16 protein-coding genes are annotated in these 19,285 nt (G+C 65.0%); 7 read left to right on the top strand and 9 right to left on the bottom strand.

Going from position 1 to position 19,285, the window contains the following annotated elements; all coding sequences use genetic code 11:
• The first annotated feature begins 7 nt into the window (after positions 1–7).
• Positions 8–310: a nucleoside triphosphate pyrophosphohydrolase family protein gene (locus tag ACM43_RS37665; RefSeq protein WP_036022497.1), complete on the top strand. Its 303-nt coding sequence runs from the start codon at positions 8–10 to the stop codon at positions 308–310.
• Positions 311–374: 64 nt separating this feature from the next.
• On the opposite strand, the gene glsA is transcribed toward ACM43_RS37665, so the two are convergent.
• From glsA to ACM43_RS37645, 4 genes are all read right to left on the bottom strand, one after another.
• Entirely contained in the window at positions 375–2,222 is a 1,848-nt protein-coding gene (glsA, locus tag ACM43_RS37660) for a glutaminase A (protein ID WP_271547152.1), read from the bottom strand.
• Between the two features lie 21 nt (positions 2,223–2,243).
• Positions 2,244–4,319, bottom strand: a complete 2,076-nt coding sequence (locus ACM43_RS37655; RefSeq protein WP_271547151.1) for a TRAP transporter permease — start codon at positions 4,317–4,319, stop codon at positions 2,244–2,246.
• Between the two features lie 236 nt (positions 4,320–4,555).
• Positions 4,556–5,722: a TAXI family TRAP transporter solute-binding subunit gene (locus ACM43_RS37650; RefSeq protein WP_271547150.1), complete on the bottom strand. Its 1,167-nt coding sequence runs from the start codon at positions 5,720–5,722 to the stop codon at positions 4,556–4,558.
• Between the two features lie 167 nt (positions 5,723–5,889).
• Positions 5,890–6,111, bottom strand: a complete 222-nt coding sequence (locus ACM43_RS37645; RefSeq protein ID WP_225155874.1) for an acetyl-CoA carboxylase biotin carboxyl carrier protein subunit — start codon at positions 6,109–6,111, stop codon at positions 5,890–5,892.
• Between the two features lie 95 nt (positions 6,112–6,206).
• Between ACM43_RS37645 and ACM43_RS37640 the strand changes: the two genes are divergently transcribed.
• The 4 genes from ACM43_RS37640 to ACM43_RS37625 all read left to right on the top strand — a co-directional run bounded on the left by ACM43_RS37640 (position 6,207) and on the right by ACM43_RS37625 (position 11,463).
• Positions 6,207–7,181 (top strand): IclR family transcriptional regulator, encoded by a 975-nt coding sequence (locus tag ACM43_RS37640; RefSeq protein WP_157282238.1) that lies wholly within the window; start codon positions 6,207–6,209, stop codon positions 7,179–7,181.
• Complete coding sequence (locus ACM43_RS37635) at positions 7,111–8,670, top strand: acyl-CoA carboxylase subunit beta (protein ID WP_271547149.1); 1,560 nt, start codon at positions 7,111–7,113, stop codon at positions 8,668–8,670. The genes ACM43_RS37640 and ACM43_RS37635 overlap by 71 nt, the downstream gene beginning before the upstream one ends.
• A gap of 230 nt (positions 8,671–8,900) precedes the next feature.
• A complete protein-coding gene (locus ACM43_RS37630) occupies positions 8,901–10,598 on the top strand; it encodes a GMC family oxidoreductase (RefSeq protein ID WP_271547148.1) in 1,698 nt (565 codons plus the stop codon).
• A 280-nt stretch (positions 10,599–10,878) separates the two neighbouring features.
• Entirely contained in the window at positions 10,879–11,463 is a 585-nt protein-coding gene (locus tag ACM43_RS37625; RefSeq protein WP_271547147.1) for a hypothetical protein, read from the top strand.
• 78 nt (positions 11,464–11,541) lie between these two features.
• On the opposite strand, the gene ACM43_RS37620 is transcribed toward ACM43_RS37625, so the two are convergent.
• The 4 genes from ACM43_RS37620 to ACM43_RS37605 all read right to left on the bottom strand — a co-directional run bounded on the left by ACM43_RS37620 (position 11,542) and on the right by ACM43_RS37605 (position 16,857).
• Complete coding sequence (locus tag ACM43_RS37620; protein ID WP_271547146.1) at positions 11,542–13,017, bottom strand: FAD-binding oxidoreductase; 1,476 nt, start codon at positions 13,015–13,017, stop codon at positions 11,542–11,544.
• A 164-nt stretch (positions 13,018–13,181) separates the two neighbouring features.
• Positions 13,182–14,471 (bottom strand): MFS transporter, encoded by a 1,290-nt coding sequence (locus tag ACM43_RS37615; protein WP_271547145.1) that lies wholly within the window; start codon positions 14,469–14,471, stop codon positions 13,182–13,184.
• A gap of 110 nt (positions 14,472–14,581) precedes the next feature.
• Entirely contained in the window at positions 14,582–15,769 is a 1,188-nt protein-coding gene (locus tag ACM43_RS37610; RefSeq protein WP_271547144.1) for an acetyl-CoA C-acyltransferase, read from the bottom strand.
• Between the two features lie 317 nt (positions 15,770–16,086).
• Entirely contained in the window at positions 16,087–16,857 is a 771-nt protein-coding gene (locus ACM43_RS37605) for an enoyl-CoA hydratase (protein ID WP_271547143.1), read from the bottom strand.
• 154 nt (positions 16,858–17,011) lie between these two features.
• Between ACM43_RS37605 and ACM43_RS37600 the strand changes: the two genes are divergently transcribed.
• Positions 17,012–17,545 carry a PaaI family thioesterase gene (locus ACM43_RS37600; RefSeq protein ID WP_157282220.1) on the top strand — a complete coding sequence of 178 codons (534 nt, stop codon included), beginning with the start codon at positions 17,012–17,014 and terminating at the stop codon, positions 17,543–17,545.
• Positions 17,546–17,609: 64 nt separating this feature from the next.
• Positions 17,610–18,230, top strand: coding sequence for a TetR/AcrR family transcriptional regulator (locus tag ACM43_RS37595; RefSeq protein ID WP_157282218.1), 621 nt, complete (start codon positions 17,610–17,612; stop codon positions 18,228–18,230).
• 136 nt (positions 18,231–18,366) lie between these two features.
• Here the strand turns inward: ACM43_RS37595 and ACM43_RS37590 are convergent, their stop codons facing one another.
• Entirely contained in the window at positions 18,367–19,275 is a 909-nt protein-coding gene (locus tag ACM43_RS37590; RefSeq protein WP_271547142.1) for a LysR family transcriptional regulator, read from the bottom strand.
• Positions 19,276–19,285 lie beyond the last annotated feature (10 nt).

The following is a 19,285-nucleotide window of genomic DNA, read 5'->3' as shown; positions in this document are numbered from 1 at the left end:
GATGCTCATGACAATCGATGAATATGCGGCCTGGGCCGCAACTATTGCCAAAGTCGACGAGCATCCGTCCAACGAGCGGTTGTCTTATCTCGGGCTGGGCCTTGCCGCTGAGGCGGGCGAGGTCGCCGAGCACATCAAGAAGCTCCTGCGCGACGACTGGCTCGACAAGGCCGGTCTCGTCGAAGAGCTTGGCGATGTCGTCTACTACTGGGCCTGCCTGTGCGCCGCCACCGGCCAGCAGCCGTCCGCATTGCTCAACGCCAGTGCCGCCAAGATCAGGCGACGTATCAGCGAAGCGGCGAGCCGGTAGGTCAGGTGCGGACAGGGAAGCCGCTACACCTCTCCCCGTCGGGGAGAGGTGAAAACCTCTGCGCTCACGTCGAGGTCAGAATATCCACCTTGGCGTTGGCGACGATCAGGCGGTCGGCCAGGAGCTGGGCCAGGTTACGCATGATGCATTCGCTGGCGCGGGGGTGCTGCTTGCGGAAGCGCTCAAAATCCTTCAGCGGCACCTCGCATGCCGTCGCTGCCATGTCGGCAAACACGTCGGCGGAGCGGGTTTGCTCCAGCAGCGCCATCTCGCCGAACGCCATGCCGGCGGTGAGCGTCGCCAGCCTGACGCCGTCGGGCAAGGTAACGTGCACGGCGCCGCTGCGCAGGAAGTACAGGGCATCGGCGGGGTCGCCGGCCGTAAGGATCTTCGCGCCGGATTGATAGGTCCTGATGGTGCAGAGCGAGGCGAGATCCGTCAGCTCTTCCTCGCTCAGCCCGGTCAGCAGTGGCTGTTCGGCTAGCTCGGTGGTCTCGTGAAAATCGATCGAGCCGCCGTAGCGATAGACGATCTGGTCTTCGGCCCATTCGATCGCAGTGTCGAGCAGATAGAAGTCGCGCACGTTCTTCAGCTCGGCGGTCCATTCGCGCAACGTATTCCATTCCTTGGAGGCGCGCCGGACACCCGACAAGACCACCGTGACATTCAGCGCAGCCAATTCCTCGAACGCTTCGGCCACCAGCCGCGCGCCGGCCCGCGTAGTCGAGGTCACGCGGTGCAGATCGAAGATCACGAATTGCGGCCGCGGTCGTCCCGCGAGCCGGCGCGAGACGTAATCGACCGCCGACAGCGACAGCGTGCCGACCAGCTCGATGATGCGCACCTCCTGCTCGTGCGCGGCGAGGATCTCGCGCTCCTGCGGACGGCGCACGCGGCGCGACGGGCTCTTGCCGATGTCGTAGTCGGCGATGACGGCGTTGCGCGCATCGTCGCTGCGGTTGAGCATGTGCAGGTCGTAGTGCGAGGACAGGGCCTCGCAGACCTTGATGCCGCGCACGCTGTTGCCGTGCTTGTCGAGCTTTGGCGAATAGCTGCCGAGCCCGAGGCGGGCCGGGAGCGCGGCCAGGATGCCGCCGCCGACGCCGCTCTTGGCGGGGATGCCGATGCGGTAGATCCACTCGCCGGCATAGTCGTACATGCCCGACGAGGTCATCACCGAAAGAGTGCGCGAGATCGCGTAGGCGCTCAGCACCTGCTCGCCGGTGACCGGATTGATGCCGCGATTGGCGAGCGTTGCCGCCATGACCGCGATGTCGCGCGCGGTCACCAGCACGGCGCATTGCCGGAAATAGACGTCGAGCACGCCGGCGACGTTGTCCGAGATCACCGCGTTGGTCTTGAGCAGATAGCCGATGGCGCGGTTGCGGTCGCCGGTCTGGCTTTCGGAAGCATAGACCGCCTCGTCGACGGAAAGGTCGCGCCCCGCAAAACGGCTGAGCGCAAGGCGGATCTGCTCGAAAGCCTCTGCGCCCTTGCTGTCGTAGATCAACCCGGTACAGGCGATCGCGCCGGCATTGACCATCGGGTTGAACGGATGGTTCTCGGAATTGAGCCGGATCGAGTTGAAGGGATCGCCGGAGGGCTCGACGCCGATCGCGCCTTCGACCTTGCCGGCGCCGAGCAGGTCCAGTGCCAGCGCGAACACGAAGGGTTTCGACATCGACTGGATGGTGAAGGGCACCCTGGAGTCGCCGACTTCATAGACATGGCCGTCCAGCGTCGCGAGGCTGATGCCGAAATAGGCAGGGTCGGCCTTGCCGAGCTCGGGAATGTAATTGGCGACATGGCCCGATGTCTCGGCGGAGAACTCGCTGAGGCAATTGTCCAGGAACCGCAGCAGGGGCGGCTTCGAACGGGTCCAAGCGCTGGCGAGAGGCGAGAGCGGTTTCATCGCCACCCTTGTGCAACGCAATCAGGGTACGCGCAACCCGTCCGGCATCACAGGCTGGCGCCGGACCAGGAGAAGCGCGATCAGGATCGTCGGCAGCAGGATGCCAAGGCCGAGCAGCGTCACCTGCATCTGCGACAGCGGCATGATGCCGCCGCCGGGGGTCGCTACCACGAAGCCGCCGATCACCAGCAGCACACGGATGGGCCATTCCAGACTGCCTGTACCGCGCAAGTCGCCGATGAACGGCTGGTAGCCCTGGATGCCGCCGCAGATGAACAGCGTGCCGAGGGCAGCGAGGCCCATCAGGCCGAGGCCGGCGAGATAGGGGCTCGAGCCCTGCAGCACCAGCGCCGGATTGAGCACGAAGAAGAACGGCAGGAAATAGATGATGCTGCCGACCCACATCGATTCCCAGCCCGTCTTCATGGCCGGCGAGCCGGCGATGCCGGCGGCCGCGAAGGAGGCGATCGCGACCGGCGGAGTGATCGATGACAGCATACCCCAGTAGAAGATGAACATGTGCACGGCCATGCGGTTGAGGCCGAGCTTCTCCAGCGCCGGCGCGACCAGGATGGCGAGGAAAATGTAGCAGGCCGTCGTCGTCAGGCCGAGGCCGAGAATGAGGCTGGTGAGCGCGCACATGCCGAGCAGCAGGAAGGCATTGTCGCCGGCGATGTGCAGGAGGTCGTTGGCGAGGCTCGACACCACGCCCGTCATCGAGAACGCGCCGATCAAGAGGCCGCAGCCGGCGAGGATGCCGACCAGCTCGACGAAGGTGCGGCCGTTGACCTCCAGGAACTTGCCGATCGTCGCAAATGTCCAGCGCGTCTCCTTGGAGAAGAACTGGTTGAGGACCAGCAGCAGCGCGGTGGCGTAGAACGGCGCGTGGCTCTCGCGCTTGAAATAGAGCAGCATCACGATCAGAAGCGCGATGACGAAGACGTAGTACCAGCCGTCCTTGATCGTGTCCATGATCCGCGGCAGCTCGGCGCGCGGAATGCCCTTCAGCTTGTGGCGCGCGGCATAGGCATCGACCTGCATGAACAGGCCGACATAGTAGAGCACTGCGGGAATGATCGCGGCGACCGCGACGTCGGCGTAGCTGACGTTGAGGAATTGCGCAATGACGAAAGCGGTCGCGCCCATCACCGGTGGAGCCAGCACCGCGCCGGTCGAGGCGCAGGCCTCGATCGCGGCGGCATAGGACGCGCGGAAGCCGCTCTTTTTCATCACGGGGATGGTCATGGTTCCCGCGGTGAGCACGTTGGAGATGATCGAGCCCGACATCATGCCGAGCAGGCCGCTGGCAAAGATGCAGACTTTTGCCGCGCCGCCGCGAAAGGTGCCGCACATGGCGAAGGAAAGATTGATGAAGAATTTTCCGGCCCCCGTCATCATCAGCGCGGTGCCGAACACGAGAAAGCCGATCACGGTGTCGGCGAAGGCCTGGATGGGAATGCCGAGCAGGCTCTCGCCCGAGAGCACGTGATAGGCGGTCGCCTGCTCGAGCGTCGATTGCGTGCCACGGAACGGCCCGAGCCAGCCAGCCTCCGCGAACAGCGGATAGACGGTGAAGGGCAGCACGCTGAGGAGCAGGCTCCAGCCGCCGGTGCGGCGCAACGCCTCCATCAGCATCACCCACATCACGAGGCCTGCGGCGATCACCGTGTTGGGCGCGCCGCCGAATTCCCAGCCGGCCTCCGCCGCCTTGCGCACGTTCGACATCAGCATGAGTGCCGCCGCGAAGGTCGCGACGAACAAGACGAGGTCATACCAGGGAACGCGGTCGAGCGGCGCGCGTCCGGTGCCCGGAAAGATCAGGAACGTGAATGGCAGCATCAACGCGATCAGGAGATAGAAATATTCCGTGTTGAGCTGGGTGTATCCGACGAAGAAGCGCAGCGAGAATTGCTGGTTGATGCAGAGCAGGATCGTCGCGGCGGTCGCAACAATCAGCGTCCAGCGCCACGCGCCGCGCAACGTGCGGACGCGCGTGACTTCCGCTTCCTGCATGTTGCCGGCGGCGCCATGGGGATCATCGAATACGACGCGCTTGGGCGCGTCTTGCGGGACGGTGGAAGTGGAAGAGGACATCATCGATCCCGCGCGTGGGCTGGTGAACGCAATTAGGCAAACGGCAGTTGTTTGAACCGCTCTGGTCCCGCGCTCAACCTCTCCCGCGTGCGGGAGAGGTCGGCGCGAAGCGCCGGGTGAGGGCTTTCTCCTCTGGGGGAATCCCACCGCGGAGGCACCCTCTCCCCAACCCTCTCCCGCAAGCGGGAGAGGGGGCGCACTTCTCGCGAGGCAACGATCACGCCTAACAACACCTCACTCTATTCCTCGAACCCGTTCGGCATGCCGGCTTTCGCTAGCGCCGCGGCACGCGCCTTCGTCCAGCCGTCGAGGAACGCCTTGTCGTCCGACGGCGGATTGGACTTGCCGTAATCGGCCCAGGCGGCCGCCAGCACCTCCTGCCGCTTGATCAGCTGGTTGTTGTGTGCCTCCTGAGCGTCGCTCCATTGGCCGGCCTCTTTCAACGCCTTCACCGCGCCGGGATGCACCGGCACCACCCAGTTCTTGGTCTGGCGGTTGGCCGCGAGTCCGCCGGCGCCAGGCGCGGAGTCCTTATAAGCGTCGTAGTTGACGATCATCGCCTTGGTGATCGCATAGACCTGGTCGGCCGGTTGCGAGGCGTAGGCGACGAAGATCGGATAGGGATAATTGCCGAGCTCGATCGGCTTCTCCGGCGAGATGCCGGCACCGCAAGTCGCAAGCTGCGGGAAGAAGAATGAGCCGACCTTCTGCATCCGCGTCCAACCCTCCTTGTCCTTGGCGGGCAGCGGCGGCCAGATCAACCCGCGCGGCGAAGCCTCGGCCTCCTTGGCGGGACCGGTGATGGTGGTGCCGAAGGCGGCATCGACGTCGTTGTTGATCAGCCCTTTCCACATCGCGCCGTAGCTGGCGAATTCGACAGCCTTGACGTCCTTTTGCGTCAGCCCGGCGAAGGCGAGCACCGCGAGCGAGTTCTGGTTTAGCGCGGGCGAGCCGACCACGAAGCCGACGCGCTTGCCCTTGAGGTCCTTCAGCTCCTTCACGCCGGTGTCGGCGGCCACCGCAAGCGAGGCGCAATTGCAGTCGACGGTCGAGAGCAGGGTCTGCAGCGGTTGCGGCCCCCATTCCTTCGAGCCGAACTCGAACACGCCTTCCTGCGCGAAGTAGGTGCCCGATCCCATCGCCGCGGACACCGCGCGCTTGGCGCGCAGCGGCGCGAGGCGCGCGACGTCGTTGCCTGCGGGGAGCACGCGCACGTCGGTGCCGTACTTGTCCTTCATCATCTTGCCGACGCCGACGGCGATGTTGAAGCCGGCGGTGCCGGTGTCATAGGCGGTGAAGGTCAATGTCGCCGGCAGCTTGATGTCTTCGGCGAACGAATAGCGTGTAGACGCAAAAGAAACGCCCGCCACCAGAGCAGGCGCGAGCACGAGCAGCCCACGAAGCATGTTTCCCTCCAATGATCCTCGCTTTGCCGCGAAGATTTTCATTCTTTGTTTGAAACAACGTTTTGTTTGAAACCGATCATGTCACCGCCATCAAGCGATGGCAACGTCGTACAGCGCGCGCGGGAATGCGACTGACACATTGTCGCGGAAAAGACCGGATAAGACGCTCAACTCGCGACGATCGCGATCGCCTGTCCCTCCGCAACGACGTCATCGACCTTTACCAGAAGCGATGTGATGGTGCCGTTTGCGGGCGAGGGCACTGGGATCTCCATCTTCATCGCTTCGACCACCACAACGTCATCGCCATCCGCGACGGTTCCTCCAACTTGCACGAGAGTCGCGCAGATGCGTCCCGCGACCTCCGTGACGATCTTAATTTCTGGCATGCCATCGCCTTTTTGTTGTCGTCGCAAAATGCCTGAGGTAGCGTCGTCTGCAAGTGGAATTTAATTCCGCACAGCGGAACACAACGGTAGGGATCATGGGACGACGTTCGGAGCGGTTGAGTAGGCAAGGTGCGCTCGCTGGCGAAGCCGGTGAGGGTGATGTGATCCAGGTGGTGTCGCGCGCGTTCGACGTATTGCGATGCTTCGAGGGCCACGAGGCGCGACTCGGCAATCTCGAGATTTCAAATCGCTGCGGTCTGCCGCGTTCGACGGTGTCGCGGCTCACGCATACGCTGACCCGCATGGGCCAGCTCGTGTATCTCCCACGCGACCAGAAGTATCGCATCGGCCCCAGCGCGGTGGCGATGAGTGCTTCGATGATGAAGGGCGCGCAGCTGCGCAGCATGATTCGCCAGCGGCTGCAGGAAGTCGCCGAGCAGCTGCCGGGCACGGTCGGGTTCGTCGTCCCCGACCGCTTCCATCTCGTCTATCTCCAGTTCGCGCGCTCGCCGAATGCGCTCGGTTTGCACGAGGGCACCGGCAGCCGCATCTCGATGGCCTCGACCGCCGCAGGCGCAGCCTATACCGCGGCCTTGGCGCCGGAAGTTGGAGATGCCTTCGTCGCAGACATGGAGCGCGAAGCCCCCGAAGCTGCGAAGATTCTCAAGCCCCGCATCGAGGCCAACCGGCAGATGCTGCGCGAGCGCGGCTATGTTGTCGCCTGCGGCCTCTGGAGTCCGCACATCAACGGCCTCGCGGTGCCGATCTGGTCGCCGCAGTACCAGACCTTCGTGGTCATCACGATCGGTCTTCTGTCGGCGATGTATGACGAGCAGCGTCTGCACGACGAAGTCGCACCGCTGATGCTCCAGCTTGGCCGCTCGCTCGGCAGCCTGATGGAAGGCGCGGAAGGCGACGCCTTCAACAACCGTATCTCGCGTAAGCCGGTCGCCATGGCCGTGCACAATAATAACAAGCCGATCCATTCGGAGGGAGTGAATGAACTGGAAGCCGGAACTCGACGAGCTCGCCCGGCGCGAAGCCTTCGCGCGGGAGATGGGCGGCGTTGACAAGGTCAAGCGACAGCATGACCAGGGCCGGCTGACTGTTCGGGAGCGTATCGACAAGCTGATCGACAAAGGCAGCTTTCACGAGATCGGTGCCGTCTCCGGCATCGGTGAGTACGATTCCAGCGGCGATCTGAAGAAGCTCACGCCGGCCAATTGCGTGTTCGGCCGCGCGCGCGTCGACGGCCGCACATTGGTCGTGGTCGGTGATGATTTCACCGTGCGCGGCGGCTCGGCGGATGCGTCGATCTCGGCCAAGCCGCTGATGGCGGAGGAGATGGCGCACGATTTCCGGCTGCCCATCGTCCGCATCATCGAAGGCTCCGGCGGCGGCGGCTCGGTCAAGACCATCGAGACCAAGGGCGCGGCCAATCTGCCCGGCGGCATCGGTGGCACGCGCTGGTATCGCTTCACGACGGAGAATCTGTCGCGCGTGCCGGTGGTCGCACTCGGCCTCGGCTCGGTGGCGGGCCTGGGCGCCGCGCGTCTTGCCGCCAGCCACTATTCCATCATGACACGGAAGTCCGCGATGTTCGTCGCCGGTCCGCCGGTGGTGAAGGCGCTGGGGCAGGACCTTACCAAGGAGGAGCTCGGCGGCGCTGACATCCAGACCCGCGCCGGCGCGGTCGATCACGCCGTCGACACTGAGGAAGAGGCGTTCGCCTGCGCGCGGCGCTTTCTCTCCTACCTGCCGTCGTCGGTCTACGAGCTGCCGCCGACCTTGCCCTGCACCGACAACCCCGAGCGCGGCGACGAAGCGCTGATGAACGCGGTGCCGCGCAACCGCAAGCAGGTCTACAAGATGCGGCCCATCATCGAGTCCGTCGTCGACAAGGGCTCGTTCTTCGAGGTCGGGAAGAACTTCGGCAAGCCGATCATTGTCGGTCTCGCGCGGCTCGAGGGCAGGGCGGTGCTGCTGCTCGCCAGCGACAGCTTCCACTATGGCGGATCCTGGACCGCGGATGCCTGCCAGAAGGTGGTGCGCTGGGTCGACTTCGCCGAGACCTTCCACCTGCCGGTCGTCTATCTCATGGATTGCCCCGGCTTCATGATCGGCCTCGATGCGGAGAAGGCCGCCACCATCCGCCACGGCGTGCGCGCCATGGCGGCGGTGAACCAGACCACCGTGCCCTGGTGCACCGTGATCCTGCGCAACGCGTTCGGCGTCGCCGGTGTCGTGCACCAGCCGGCCGACCGCTTCTCGATCCGCTATGCCTGGCCCTCGGCCTATTGGGGCTCGCTGCCGCTCGAAGGCGGCATCGAAGCCGCCTACCGCGCCGACATCGACGCGGCGGAAGACAAGGCGGCGAAGCTGAAGGAGATCGAGGAGCGGCTCAACAAGCTCCGCTCGCCGTTCCGCTCGGCCGAAAAATTCTGGGTCGAGGAGATCATCGATCCCAGGAAGACGCGATCGCTCCTGTGCGAGTTCGCGAGGCTGGCGGAGCCGCTGCGAAAGCCAGGGCCGCCGGAGAACTTTTCGATCAGGCCGTAGGCATCCCCGTGCCAAGCCGTGACGCTCGTGCCCCGGACGCAGCGCAGCGCTTCTTCAGCGGTGCGCTGCAGAGCCGGGGCCATGCAACAGCGTGCTCGCAGCCTCCTGGGTCCCGGCTCAGCGCAGCAACGCCTAAGGCGTTGCTGCGCGTCCGGGACACCCAAAGCCCTTCCAGTAGAAAACAATAACGCGCTAAGCTCCGCCAACAAGAACAAGAGGAAGCGCCAATCGTGTACGACTTCATCATCGTGGGCGGCGGCTCGGCGGGGTCCGTGCTGGCCCACCGGCTCTCCGCCAGGAGCGCCAACAAGGTCCTGCTCTGCGAAGCCGGTCAGGACACGCCACCCGGCAACGAGCCGGCCGAGATCAGGGACAGCTATCCCGGCACCGCCTATTTCGATCCGCGCTTTCACTGGACCGAGCTCAAGGTGACGACGCAAGTCGTCAGCCACAACAATGCCGAGGAGTCGCGGCCTCCCTTGCGCAAATACGAGCAGGCGCGCGTGCTGGGCGGGGGCTCGTCGATCAACGGGCAGATGGCCAACCGCGGCGCGCCGACCGACTACGATGAATGGGAGGCGCGCGGCGCCGAGGGCTGGTCGTGGGCCGACGTGCTGCCGTTCTTCAAGAAGGTGGAGCGCGACCTCGATTTCGACGGACCGTATCACGGCAAGGACGGCAGGATCCCGGTCCGCCGCATCCCGCGCGAGCACTGGACGCGGCATTCGGAGGCGTTCGCGCAAGCCTTCCAGCAGGCCGGCCATCAATTCGTGGCCGACCAGAACGGCGAATTCGTCGACGGCTTTTTCCCGGTGACGCATTCCAATCAGGCCGAGCAGCGCGTCTCGGCCGCGATGGGGTATCTCGATCGCGGCACCCGCGCGCGCGTGAACCTTGCGATCTCCACCAACACGCAGGTACGAGAGCTGCTGTTCGAAGGCACGCGCTGCGTCGGCGTGAAGGCGATGGTCGACGGACGCGAGCAGGAATTCCGCGGGCGCGAGATCATCCTCTCGAGCGGCGCCATTCATTCGCCGGCGCATCTGCTCCGCGCCGGCATCGGCCCCATCGGTCACCTCAAGGACCTGGGCATTCCCGTGCTGGCGGCCTTGCCGGGGGTCGGCCAACGGCTGATGGATCATCCCTCGATCTCGCTGTCGTCCTTTGTCCGCCGCGGCGCGCGCATGAACGAGCACACCAGGCGTCACATGCAGCTCGGCCTGCGCTACTCCTCCGGGCTGCCTGATGTGCCCAAGGGCGACATGTTCGTCGTCGTCATCAGCAAATCGGCCTGGCACGCCGTCGGCGCGCAGATCGGCTCGCTCCTGACCTTCGTCAACAAGACCTATTCCGAGACCGGACAGGTCAAGCTCGCCTCGCGCGATCCCTCCGCAGAGCCGATCGTCGAGTTCAATCTGCTGTCCGACCGCCGCGATCTCGATCGCCTGATGAGCGGTTTCCGTAAGATGGCGGCGATCCAGATGAGCGAGGTGGTCAGGAAGGTGACGGACAAGCCGTTTCCGGCCGCCTATACCGATCGCGTCCGCAAGATCGGCGTGGTCAACACCAGGAACAAGATTCTCACCACGATCGCCGCGGCCCTGATGGACGGGCCGGCGGCGCTGCGTCACTACATGATCGACAATTTCGTCGTCGAAGGCTTCACCTTCGATCAGGTGATGAACGATGACGAGGCCCTGGAAGCCTTCGTGCGCAAGGCGACGATCGGCGTCTGGCACGCCTCGTGCTCGTGCCGCATGGGCCGCACTGAGGATCCAATGGCGGTGGTCGACAATCAGGGCCGCGTCAAGGGCGTGCAGGGCCTGCGCGTCGTTGATGCCTCGATATTCCCGGTGGTGCCGTGCGCCAACACCAACTTTCCGGTGTTGATGTCGGCGGAGAAGATCGCGGCCGCAATGATGCAATGAGCGGCAGCGAGTTCTGGCGATCCGGGCAGTGCAGGGAGGAGGAGCGCTGATGGATACTTGCCTTGCGCGGACCGACTTGGTTGCATGCCGCGAGCTTGACGCGCTGATCGAGCATTCGAGCGCTGCGAGTTAATCATCTCAGGCGCTACGTGTAGGCTATGAGATCGTGCAGTCGTGGCGCACGATCGCAGCCATTTTCAGCCGCGCTTTAGGCCCATTTCAGCCAAACTGTTATTGGTTTCTCGTTGCCCGGGGCAGGGTCTCTCATTGGAGTCCTGCAATGTTCAAGCGAGTATTTTCTGCGTGCGTCCTCGTTATCCTGGGTTCTATCGCTTCGGAAGCGCGCCCTTATCGCATTCATCAAGCTCCTGAATGCAACGTCACCATGCCCTGCGACTTCTCCTATTCGCAGGCGCGACGCGAGCGGGCTTCCAGGCCCTCACTGGCTTCCAGATCTTCGCTGATTTCCAGGCCCACACTGCAAGCGTACCGCTCGACACAACTGACGGTGACTGATGCTGGGAGCACGACCACGCCGGCGACTGTCCACGGCGCTCGCGTCGTCGGTGGCCGTCCGGCCGGTTGTCCCTCCTCGTTCTGCGGCTGCGGCGCGGCTCTGCGCGTGTTCGGCCGTATCGTGCCGGAATTAAATCTTGCGTCCAATTGGCTCCGCTTTCCGCGGACATCACCCGCACCGGGAATGGTTGCTGCGCGACGAGGACACGTGTTCGTCCTTGAGCAGCACCTCGGAGGCGACGTCTGGATGGCCTATGACGCCAACTCGGGTGGGCGCGCGACGCGAATCCACGCGCGCTCGCTGCGAGGGTATACGGTTGTCAACCCGCGCGGCGGCTCGGTGGCTTGAGGACAGAGGATAGCACTCCAAAAACGGCGGACGGGTCGCAACAACTTTGCGACCCGCCAACGCCGGGCGCCGAGCCGATCACAGCCGGAGCACCTTGCCGGGATTCATGATGTTGTGCGGATCGAGCGCGCGTTTGATGGTGCGCATGATGTCGAGCTCGGTCTTCGAGCGGTAGTGGCTGAGCTCGTCGAGCTTGTCGATGCCGATGCCGTGCTCCGCCGAGATCGAGCCGCCCAGGGAAGTGACGAGATCGTTCACGGCGCGCGTGATGGCAGCCGTGTATTGGTTCAGCGTCTGCTGGTCCATGCCCTTCGGACCCATGAACGAAAAGTGCAGATTGCCGTCGCCGATATGCCCGAGCGGATAGGGCCGAATGGTCGGGAGAATGTCGAGCACGGCCTTGAGGCCCTTGTCGATGAACTCCGGGATTCTGGAGATCGCCACCGACACGTCGAAACTGATCCCCGGTCCCTCGGCGCGGGAGGCCTCCGCCATGGCTTCGCGGATGCGCCACATGTTGCGCGATTGACCGAATGTGTGCGCGATCGTCGCATCCAGCACGCGGCCGGCTTCGAGCTGATCGGCGAGAAACTGCTCCATCTTGCCGGACATGCCCTCGGTTCCGTCCTGCCGCGGGCGCGCCGACGACCATTCCAGCAGCAGGTACCAGGGCGTGTCCGCCTTCAGCGGATCCTGCGTGCCGGGAATGTGGCGCAGGGAAAGGTCAATGGCCGCCCGGCTGAGCAGCTCGCAGGAGCCGACATTGTCCTCGGATGCCGCGTGCGCCTCCGACAGGATTTCCAGCGCCGCGCGGGGATCGCGGACCGCCAGCCACGCCGTGCAGACGTCCTTCGGCGCCGGCCACAGCTTGAGCACGGCCTTGGTGATGACGCCCAGCGTCCCCTCGGCGCCCATGAACAGGTGCTTGAGGTCGTAGCCGGTGTTGTCCTTCTTGAGCGCGCGCAATCCGTCCCAGATCTCGCCGTTCGGCAAGACGACCTCGAGCCCCAGCACGAGATTGCGGGCATTGCCGTAGCGCAGCACCTGCACGCCGCCGGCGTTGGTGGAGAGATTGCCGCCGATCATGCAGGAGCCCTGGGCACCGAGACTGAGCGGCAGGAAGCGGTCGTGCTCGCTTGCTGTCTCCTGAAGCGTCTGCAACACGCAGCCGGCCTCGACCGTCATCGAATAGCCGACGGGATCGACATCCAGCACGCGGTTCATGCGGCCGAGCGACAGCACGATGCCGGTGTGCACAGGCCAGGGCGTCGCCCCACCCATCAGGCCGGTGTTGCCGCCCTGCGGCACGATCGCGACGCCATGCGCATGGCAGAGCCGGACCACTTTCGAGACCTCCTCGGTGCTGCCAGGGCGAACAACGGCCCCGGCGCCGCCAACCAGCAATCCCCGCCAATCCGTCACAAACGGCTGCTTGCCATGCTCGTCCTCGATCAGGCCTTTCTCGCCGACGATCGCGCGCAACGCATCGCGCATCTCGGCGGTCAAGGGGGCGGTTGGGATGACGGGTGGGGACGATGGGAAGGCAGCCGGCATTGTTTCCTCTGGCGCATCTTGGTGTGCACTGCGCACGGTGACGTGCGAAGGGCATTGTCCACGTTTGGCGCGAGGAGTCTAATGGGAATGTGGCCGAGCGCGTCTTGTGGATGGTGACGCCGCCGGGTCAGGCGTCACCATCACGATCGGGTCGTAGGCCGGCTTCAGGCCGTCGCGGGTTGCAGTTTCGGCTGCCGCGACAGCGCCAGCACGATCAGGGCCGCGAACACGCAGAGCGCGCCGGCGATGAAGAAGGCGGGCAGATAGCTCTGATAGACGGTCCGCGAGAAGCCTGCGCCAAACGCCGCGGCACCGGCGCCGAGCTGATGGCCGGCGAAGATCCAGCCGAATACCAGATTGGCGCGCTCGGGCCCGAACTTCTGCGCGGTGAGCCGCACCGTCGGCGGTACCGTCGCGATCCAGTCGAGACCATAGAACATCGCGAACACCGAGAGGCCGTAGAAGGAGAAGTCGCTGAAGGGGAGGAAGATCAGCGAGAGCCCGCGCAAACCGTAGTACCAGAACAGGAGCCAGCGGTTGTCGTAACGGTCGGACAACCAGCCCGACATGATCGTGCCGAAGAAGTCGAAGATGCCCATTGCCGCCAGCAGGCTCGCTGCCTGCACCTGCGGGATACCGAAATCGAGGCACATCGGGATCAGGTGCACCTGCACGAGGCCGTTGGTGGAGGCGCCGCAGACGAAGAAGGTCGCGAACAGAATCCAGAACGCCATCGATGTCGAGGCGTCGCGCAGCGTGCCGAGCGCAACGCCCGTGATCGAGCCGTGGCTGACCGGCGGCGCCGGCAAAGGTTCGGTGCCTTCGTCGCCGAACGGCCGCAGGCCGACGTCGCTCGGCCGGTCACGCATCGCGAGCAGCACCGCCAGCGACGAAATAACGAGCATGATGCAGACGAGGCCGAGCGCGAGACGCCAGCCATAGCGTTCGGTGAGGCTCGCCAGCAGCGGCAGGAACACGAGCTGCCCGGTGGCAACGCTTGCGGTCATGATGCCGATGACGAGGCCGCGTCTTGCCGCGAACCAGCGCGTGGCGATGGTCGCGCCGAGCACCAAGGCAGTCATGCCGGTTCCGATCCCGATCACCACGCCCCAGAGGGCGATGAGCTGCCAGACCTCCGTCATGCCGAGCGAGAGCACGAGCGCCGAGACCACGATCAGCTGGGCGGCCAGCGTGACGTTGCGCAGGCCATAGCGGTTGAGCAGGGCGGCCGCGAACGGCGCCATCAGCCCGAACAGGATGAAGCGGATCGACAGCGCGGACGAGATCTCCGCCGTGCTCCAGCCGAACTCCTTCTGCAGGGGAACGATGAACACGCCGGGCGCGCCGACCGTGCCGGCGCTGATCAGCGCGGTGAGGAAGGTCACGCCGACCATCACCCAGCCGTAGTGGACGTTGCGGCGGGACAGTGCTGCCGCGAGCCAGTTCGAGATCATCGGGCCTCAACGTGGATGGGCAGGCCGCAACAGACCTGCGTCAGTGTAGAGAATGACACGGGATGTGTCTGTCGCAAATGACAGAGTTCCCTCGTTTTCGGACGTCTGCGTCAGCGGGCGCGGCGCTCCACCGCAATCGCAGTGGCTTCGCCGCCGCCGATGCAGAGTGCGGCGATGCCGCGCTTGAGGTTATTGGCCTCCAGCGCATGCAGCAGCGTCACGATCAGCCGCGCGCCGGTGGCGCCGATCGGGTGGCCCAGCGCGCAGGCACCGCCGTTGATATTGAGCTTCTCGCGGGGAATGCCGAGGTCGCGCTGTGCCGCCATTGCCACCACGGCAAAGGCCTCGTTGATCTCGAACAGGTCGACGTCGCCCGCACTCCAGCCGACCTTGTCCAGCAGCTTGCGGATCGCCGGGATCGGCGCCGTGGTGAACCATTGCGGCTCCTGGCTGTGGGTGGCGTGGCCCTTGATCTCGGCGAGAACAGGCAGGCCGCCCCGGTCGGCAAGCGCGCGCTTCGTCAGCACCAGCGCGGCGGCGCCGTCGGCATTGGCGGAGGAGGCGGCCGGCGTGATGGTGCCGTTGGCGCGGAATGCCGGCTTCAATCCGGGGATCTTGGCGGGGTCGACCTTGAGCGGATGCTCGTCATTGGCGATCACGCGCGGGCCGGCCTTTTCGGTCAGCGTGATCGGCGCGATCTCGGCCTTGAACACGCCGCCCTCGACGGCCTTGCGGGCGCGGCTCAGCGTCTCCATCGCATAAGCGTCCTGGTCCTTGCGAGTGAATTGATAGGCTTCTGCCGTGGCCTCGCCGAAATCACCCATCGAACGGCCGGTCTCGTAGGCATCCTCCAGGCCGTCCATCATCATGTGGTCGATGATGCGGTCATGGCCGACGCGATAGCCGCCGCGCGCCTTGGCGAGCAGGTAGGGCGCGTTGCTCATGCTCTCCATGCCGCCGGAGACGACGATGTCGGCCGAGCCGGCGCGGATGATGTCGTGCGCCAGCATGGTCGCTTTCATGCCGGAACCGCAGACCTTGTTGACCGTGGTCGCGCCAGTGGCGTCGGGCAGACCGGCGCTTCGCGCCGCCTGCCGCGCCGGCGCCTGGCCTTGGCCTGCCGGCAGCACGCAGCCCATGAAGACCTCGTCGACCTTCTCCGGAGCGAGCTTGGCACGCTCCAGCGCCGCCCCGATCACGTGTGATCCGAGCTTGTGCGCGGGGAGCGGCGACAATTCGCCCATGAAGCGGCCGAGCGGGGTGCGTGCAGCAGAGACGATGACGACGGGTTCGGCCATGACGAGACTCCCTGGCGATGACGTGTAAGATTATGATCATCATATGATGCGACGCAAAAAATGCAACCGCGGCAGGGATGAGAAAATGTCGTGGGCCGGATGAGATTTGGTCGTGCGATTGGGGGGAGGTTGTGCGGGATGGGGATCAAGCGCTGGTCGTTCCACACACACCGTTGTCATCGCCCGGCTTGACCGGGCGATCCAGTATTCCAGAGGCGGCTATGATTGAGCCGAGAGGCTGCGGCGTACTGGATGCCCCGGTCAAGCCGGGGCATGACACCTTTGAAATGGAAAGAGTCTAACCCATCACAGCGCGCCTATCGCTTCCGGTTCACAAACGCGCCCATCAGCCGCGTCGGCTCGTCCGTCAGGAACGACTCGCCGAACACTTTCACGCTGAGGTTCACCGACTCCGTCAGCGGAAGTTCCTCCCATTGCCGCAGCAGTGCCTTCTGCGATCGCAGCGCCTCAGGGCCGCAATCGAGCAGCGCCTTCACTAGATGCTCGACCTCGGCATCCAGTTCGCCGGGCGCGGCGATCTTGTCGACCAGGCCCCATGCCAGCGCCGTCGGCGCATCGATATTCTCCGCCGTCATCACCAGCCAGCGCGCGCGGGCCCAACCGATCAGGCGCGGCAACAGCGCGGCATGGATCACCGAGGGGATGCCGACACGCACCTCCGGCATGCCGAAATGAGCGTCGTGCGCGGCGATGCGGAAGTCGCAGGCCGCGGCCACTTCGAGCCCGCCGCCGAGGCACCAGCCGGGCATGCGTGCGATCACCGGAGCAGGAAACTGGCGAACTGCCTCGCAAAGATCGCGCAGGCGGCTGATGAAGGCCTCGGCGGATGTCTGGTCGAGCCCGGCCATCTCCTTGATGTCGGCTCCGCCGATCAGGCTCTTCTCGCTCTGTCCGCGCAGCACCACGACGCGGATGCTGTGGTCGGATGCGAGCTGCTGCAGGCCTTCGCGCACGGCGTCGGTGACCGGCGAGCCGAGAATGTTGAGCGGGCCGGCGTTGCAGATCGCGACATGAACGACGCCGCGCGCATCGCGCGTCACGCCGCAATGATTGTTGAGCATTTCCATCGTCAAGTCTCGAAGCTTTCGTGGACATGCGCGGGGCGCGCCGGTCGGGATCACTTCCGGGCCGAAACACGCTTCTTGTCAAGCGGCAGGGAAGGCGGGTTGCCAGCGTGAAGTCCGTGGCATAGTATGATATCTATCATGTAAAGAGGCTGCCATGACCGGTGACGATCAACCCGACCTGTTTTCGCCTGCGCAGCGGCGCGAGCGCGTGGTGGACTGGCAGGTGCCTGCGCCGGTGGCGCGGGCGGCCATGGGCCTGTCGGGCATGGACACCATGCTGGGCATCCGCGACGGCCGGCTGCCGCCGCCGCCCTTTGCCAAGCTGATCGGGTTCACCATGGCCGTGGTCGAGCCGGGCCGGATTGTCATGGAACTGGAGCCGCGCGAGGATCTCGAAAATACCATCGGTCTGCTCCACGGAGCGACCGCGGCCGCGTTGCTCGATACCGCCATGGGCTGTGCCATTTCGACCCGGCTCGAAGCCGGCCTGGGCTCGGTGACCCTCGAGCTGAAGCTGGCGTTCCTGCGTCCGCTCTCAGTGCGTTCCGGGCTGATCTCGGCCGAAGGCAAGGTGATCAAGCTTGGACGCCAGACCAGCTATACCGAGGGCTTCGTCCGTGACGGCAAGGGCGCACTTGCGGTGCACGCAACCGCGACGTTTTCCATGATCGGCGGCAACTTGACATGAATTAATGCACCCATTTCGTCATTTGCGTGTTATGAGATGATCTCCGACATCCAATGAGCTCCGCATGCGCTATTCCCGGGAACACAAGCAGGAAACCCACGACCGCATCGTGAAGAAGGCCTCGGTGCGGCTGCGGGAGAAGGGTGCCCACGGTATCGGCGTCGCCGACCTCATGAAGGAGGCGGGCCTGACCCACGGCGGCTTTTACGCGCATTTCGATTCCCGCGAGGCGCTGGTGATCGAGGCTTTTGCCTACGCGATGGACCGTTCGATGGAACACTGGCGCAAGCTCACCGGCGAGGTCGCTCCGGAAAAGCGGCTGGCGCTGATCGCGGAAAGCTATTTGTCCACGCTGCATCGCGACAATCCCGGTCACGGCTGCTCGATTCCCGCGCTGGGAGCCGAGATCGCCCGCGAGAGCCCGAAGACACGCAAGGCCTTTGCCGGCAAGCTGGACGAGATGATCGAGGCCCTGACCGACACCATCCCGAACATGCCGCGCAAGGCGGCACGCAAGCAGGCGATCGCGACGCTGGCGACGATGGCGGGCACCATGCTGCTCGCGCGCATCGCCGGCTCGAGCGAATTGTCCGACGAGATGCTGAAGGCGGGCCGAGACCACGCGCTCGAGGGAGCGAAGCGTGAGCCTGCGAAAGCGACGATGCTGAAGAAGACGAAGAACTAGGCGAGGTGCCGTAGGGTGGGCGCGTTAGCGCCGTGCCCACGATCTTCCCTCCACGATTGAACCAGTTGTGGTGGGCACGCCACGAACCGCGCATCCGCGCGTCTCGCTGCTTTGCCCACCCTGCGGGAGTGGCAGTCTACCGCCCCGCAAACAACGCCCGCTCGCGCTCCACGATCTCGCTGATGTAATCGGCCACGGCCCTGATCCGCGCCAGGTCCTTGCTGTCGGCGTGCATCAGCATCCAGAACGTTCGCGTGATCGAGATCTCGTCCGGCAGCACAGCCACGAGCTGCGGATAGTCGCTCGCCATGAAATGCGGCAGCACCGCGATGCCGAAGCCTGAAAGCGTGGCGTTGAGCTGGGCGATCAGATTGGCGCTGCGGAAGCGCGCCGAGATTCGCGGCGACACCTGCGGCAGATAGTCGAGCTCCGGCGTGAACAAGAGTTCCTCGATGTAGCCGACGAAGCGGTGCTGCGTCAGATCCTGCCGCGAGGCGATTTTGGGGAAGCGGTCGAGATAGGTGGGGGCCGCGTAGAGCCCGAGGCGGTAGTCGAGCAGCTTGCGGCCGACGATGCGGCCTTCCTTGGGCATGGTCAGGCTGATGGCGATATCGGCCTCGCGCTTGGAGAGGCTGAACAGCCGCGCGGTTGCCACAAGTTGCAAATCGAGATCGGGATAGCGGTCCGCGAACGGCGTCAGCCGCGGCGCCAGGAAGGCGGTGCCGAACCCATCAGGCGCGCCGATCCGCACCGTCCCGGTCAGCCGCGCCACAGAGCCGCCGACCTGCTCCTGATTGGCAACAATGGTCGATTCCATGGCTTCGGCGCTGTCGGCGACGCGCTGGCCGGCCTCGGTGAGGAGGTAGCCGGTCTTGCGCCGGTCGAACAGCTTGGCCGAGAGGTGCTTCTCCAGCCGGTCGACGCGGCGGATCACGGTGGCATGGTCGACCCCCAGCTGTTTTGCCGCAGCCGACACCGAGCCGCCCCGCACGATGGCCAGCACGAAGCGAAAGTCGTCCCAATCGATAGCGCCTTGATCCAGCATTTTCGCACAT

The sequence above is a fragment of the Bradyrhizobium sp. CCBAU 45321 genome, assembly GCF_028128975.1.
In the GTDB taxonomy this organism is placed as follows: Bacteria; Pseudomonadota; Alphaproteobacteria; order Rhizobiales; family Xanthobacteraceae; genus Bradyrhizobium; species Bradyrhizobium yuanmingense.
This window is presented reverse-complemented; position numbering and strand designations above follow the sequence as displayed.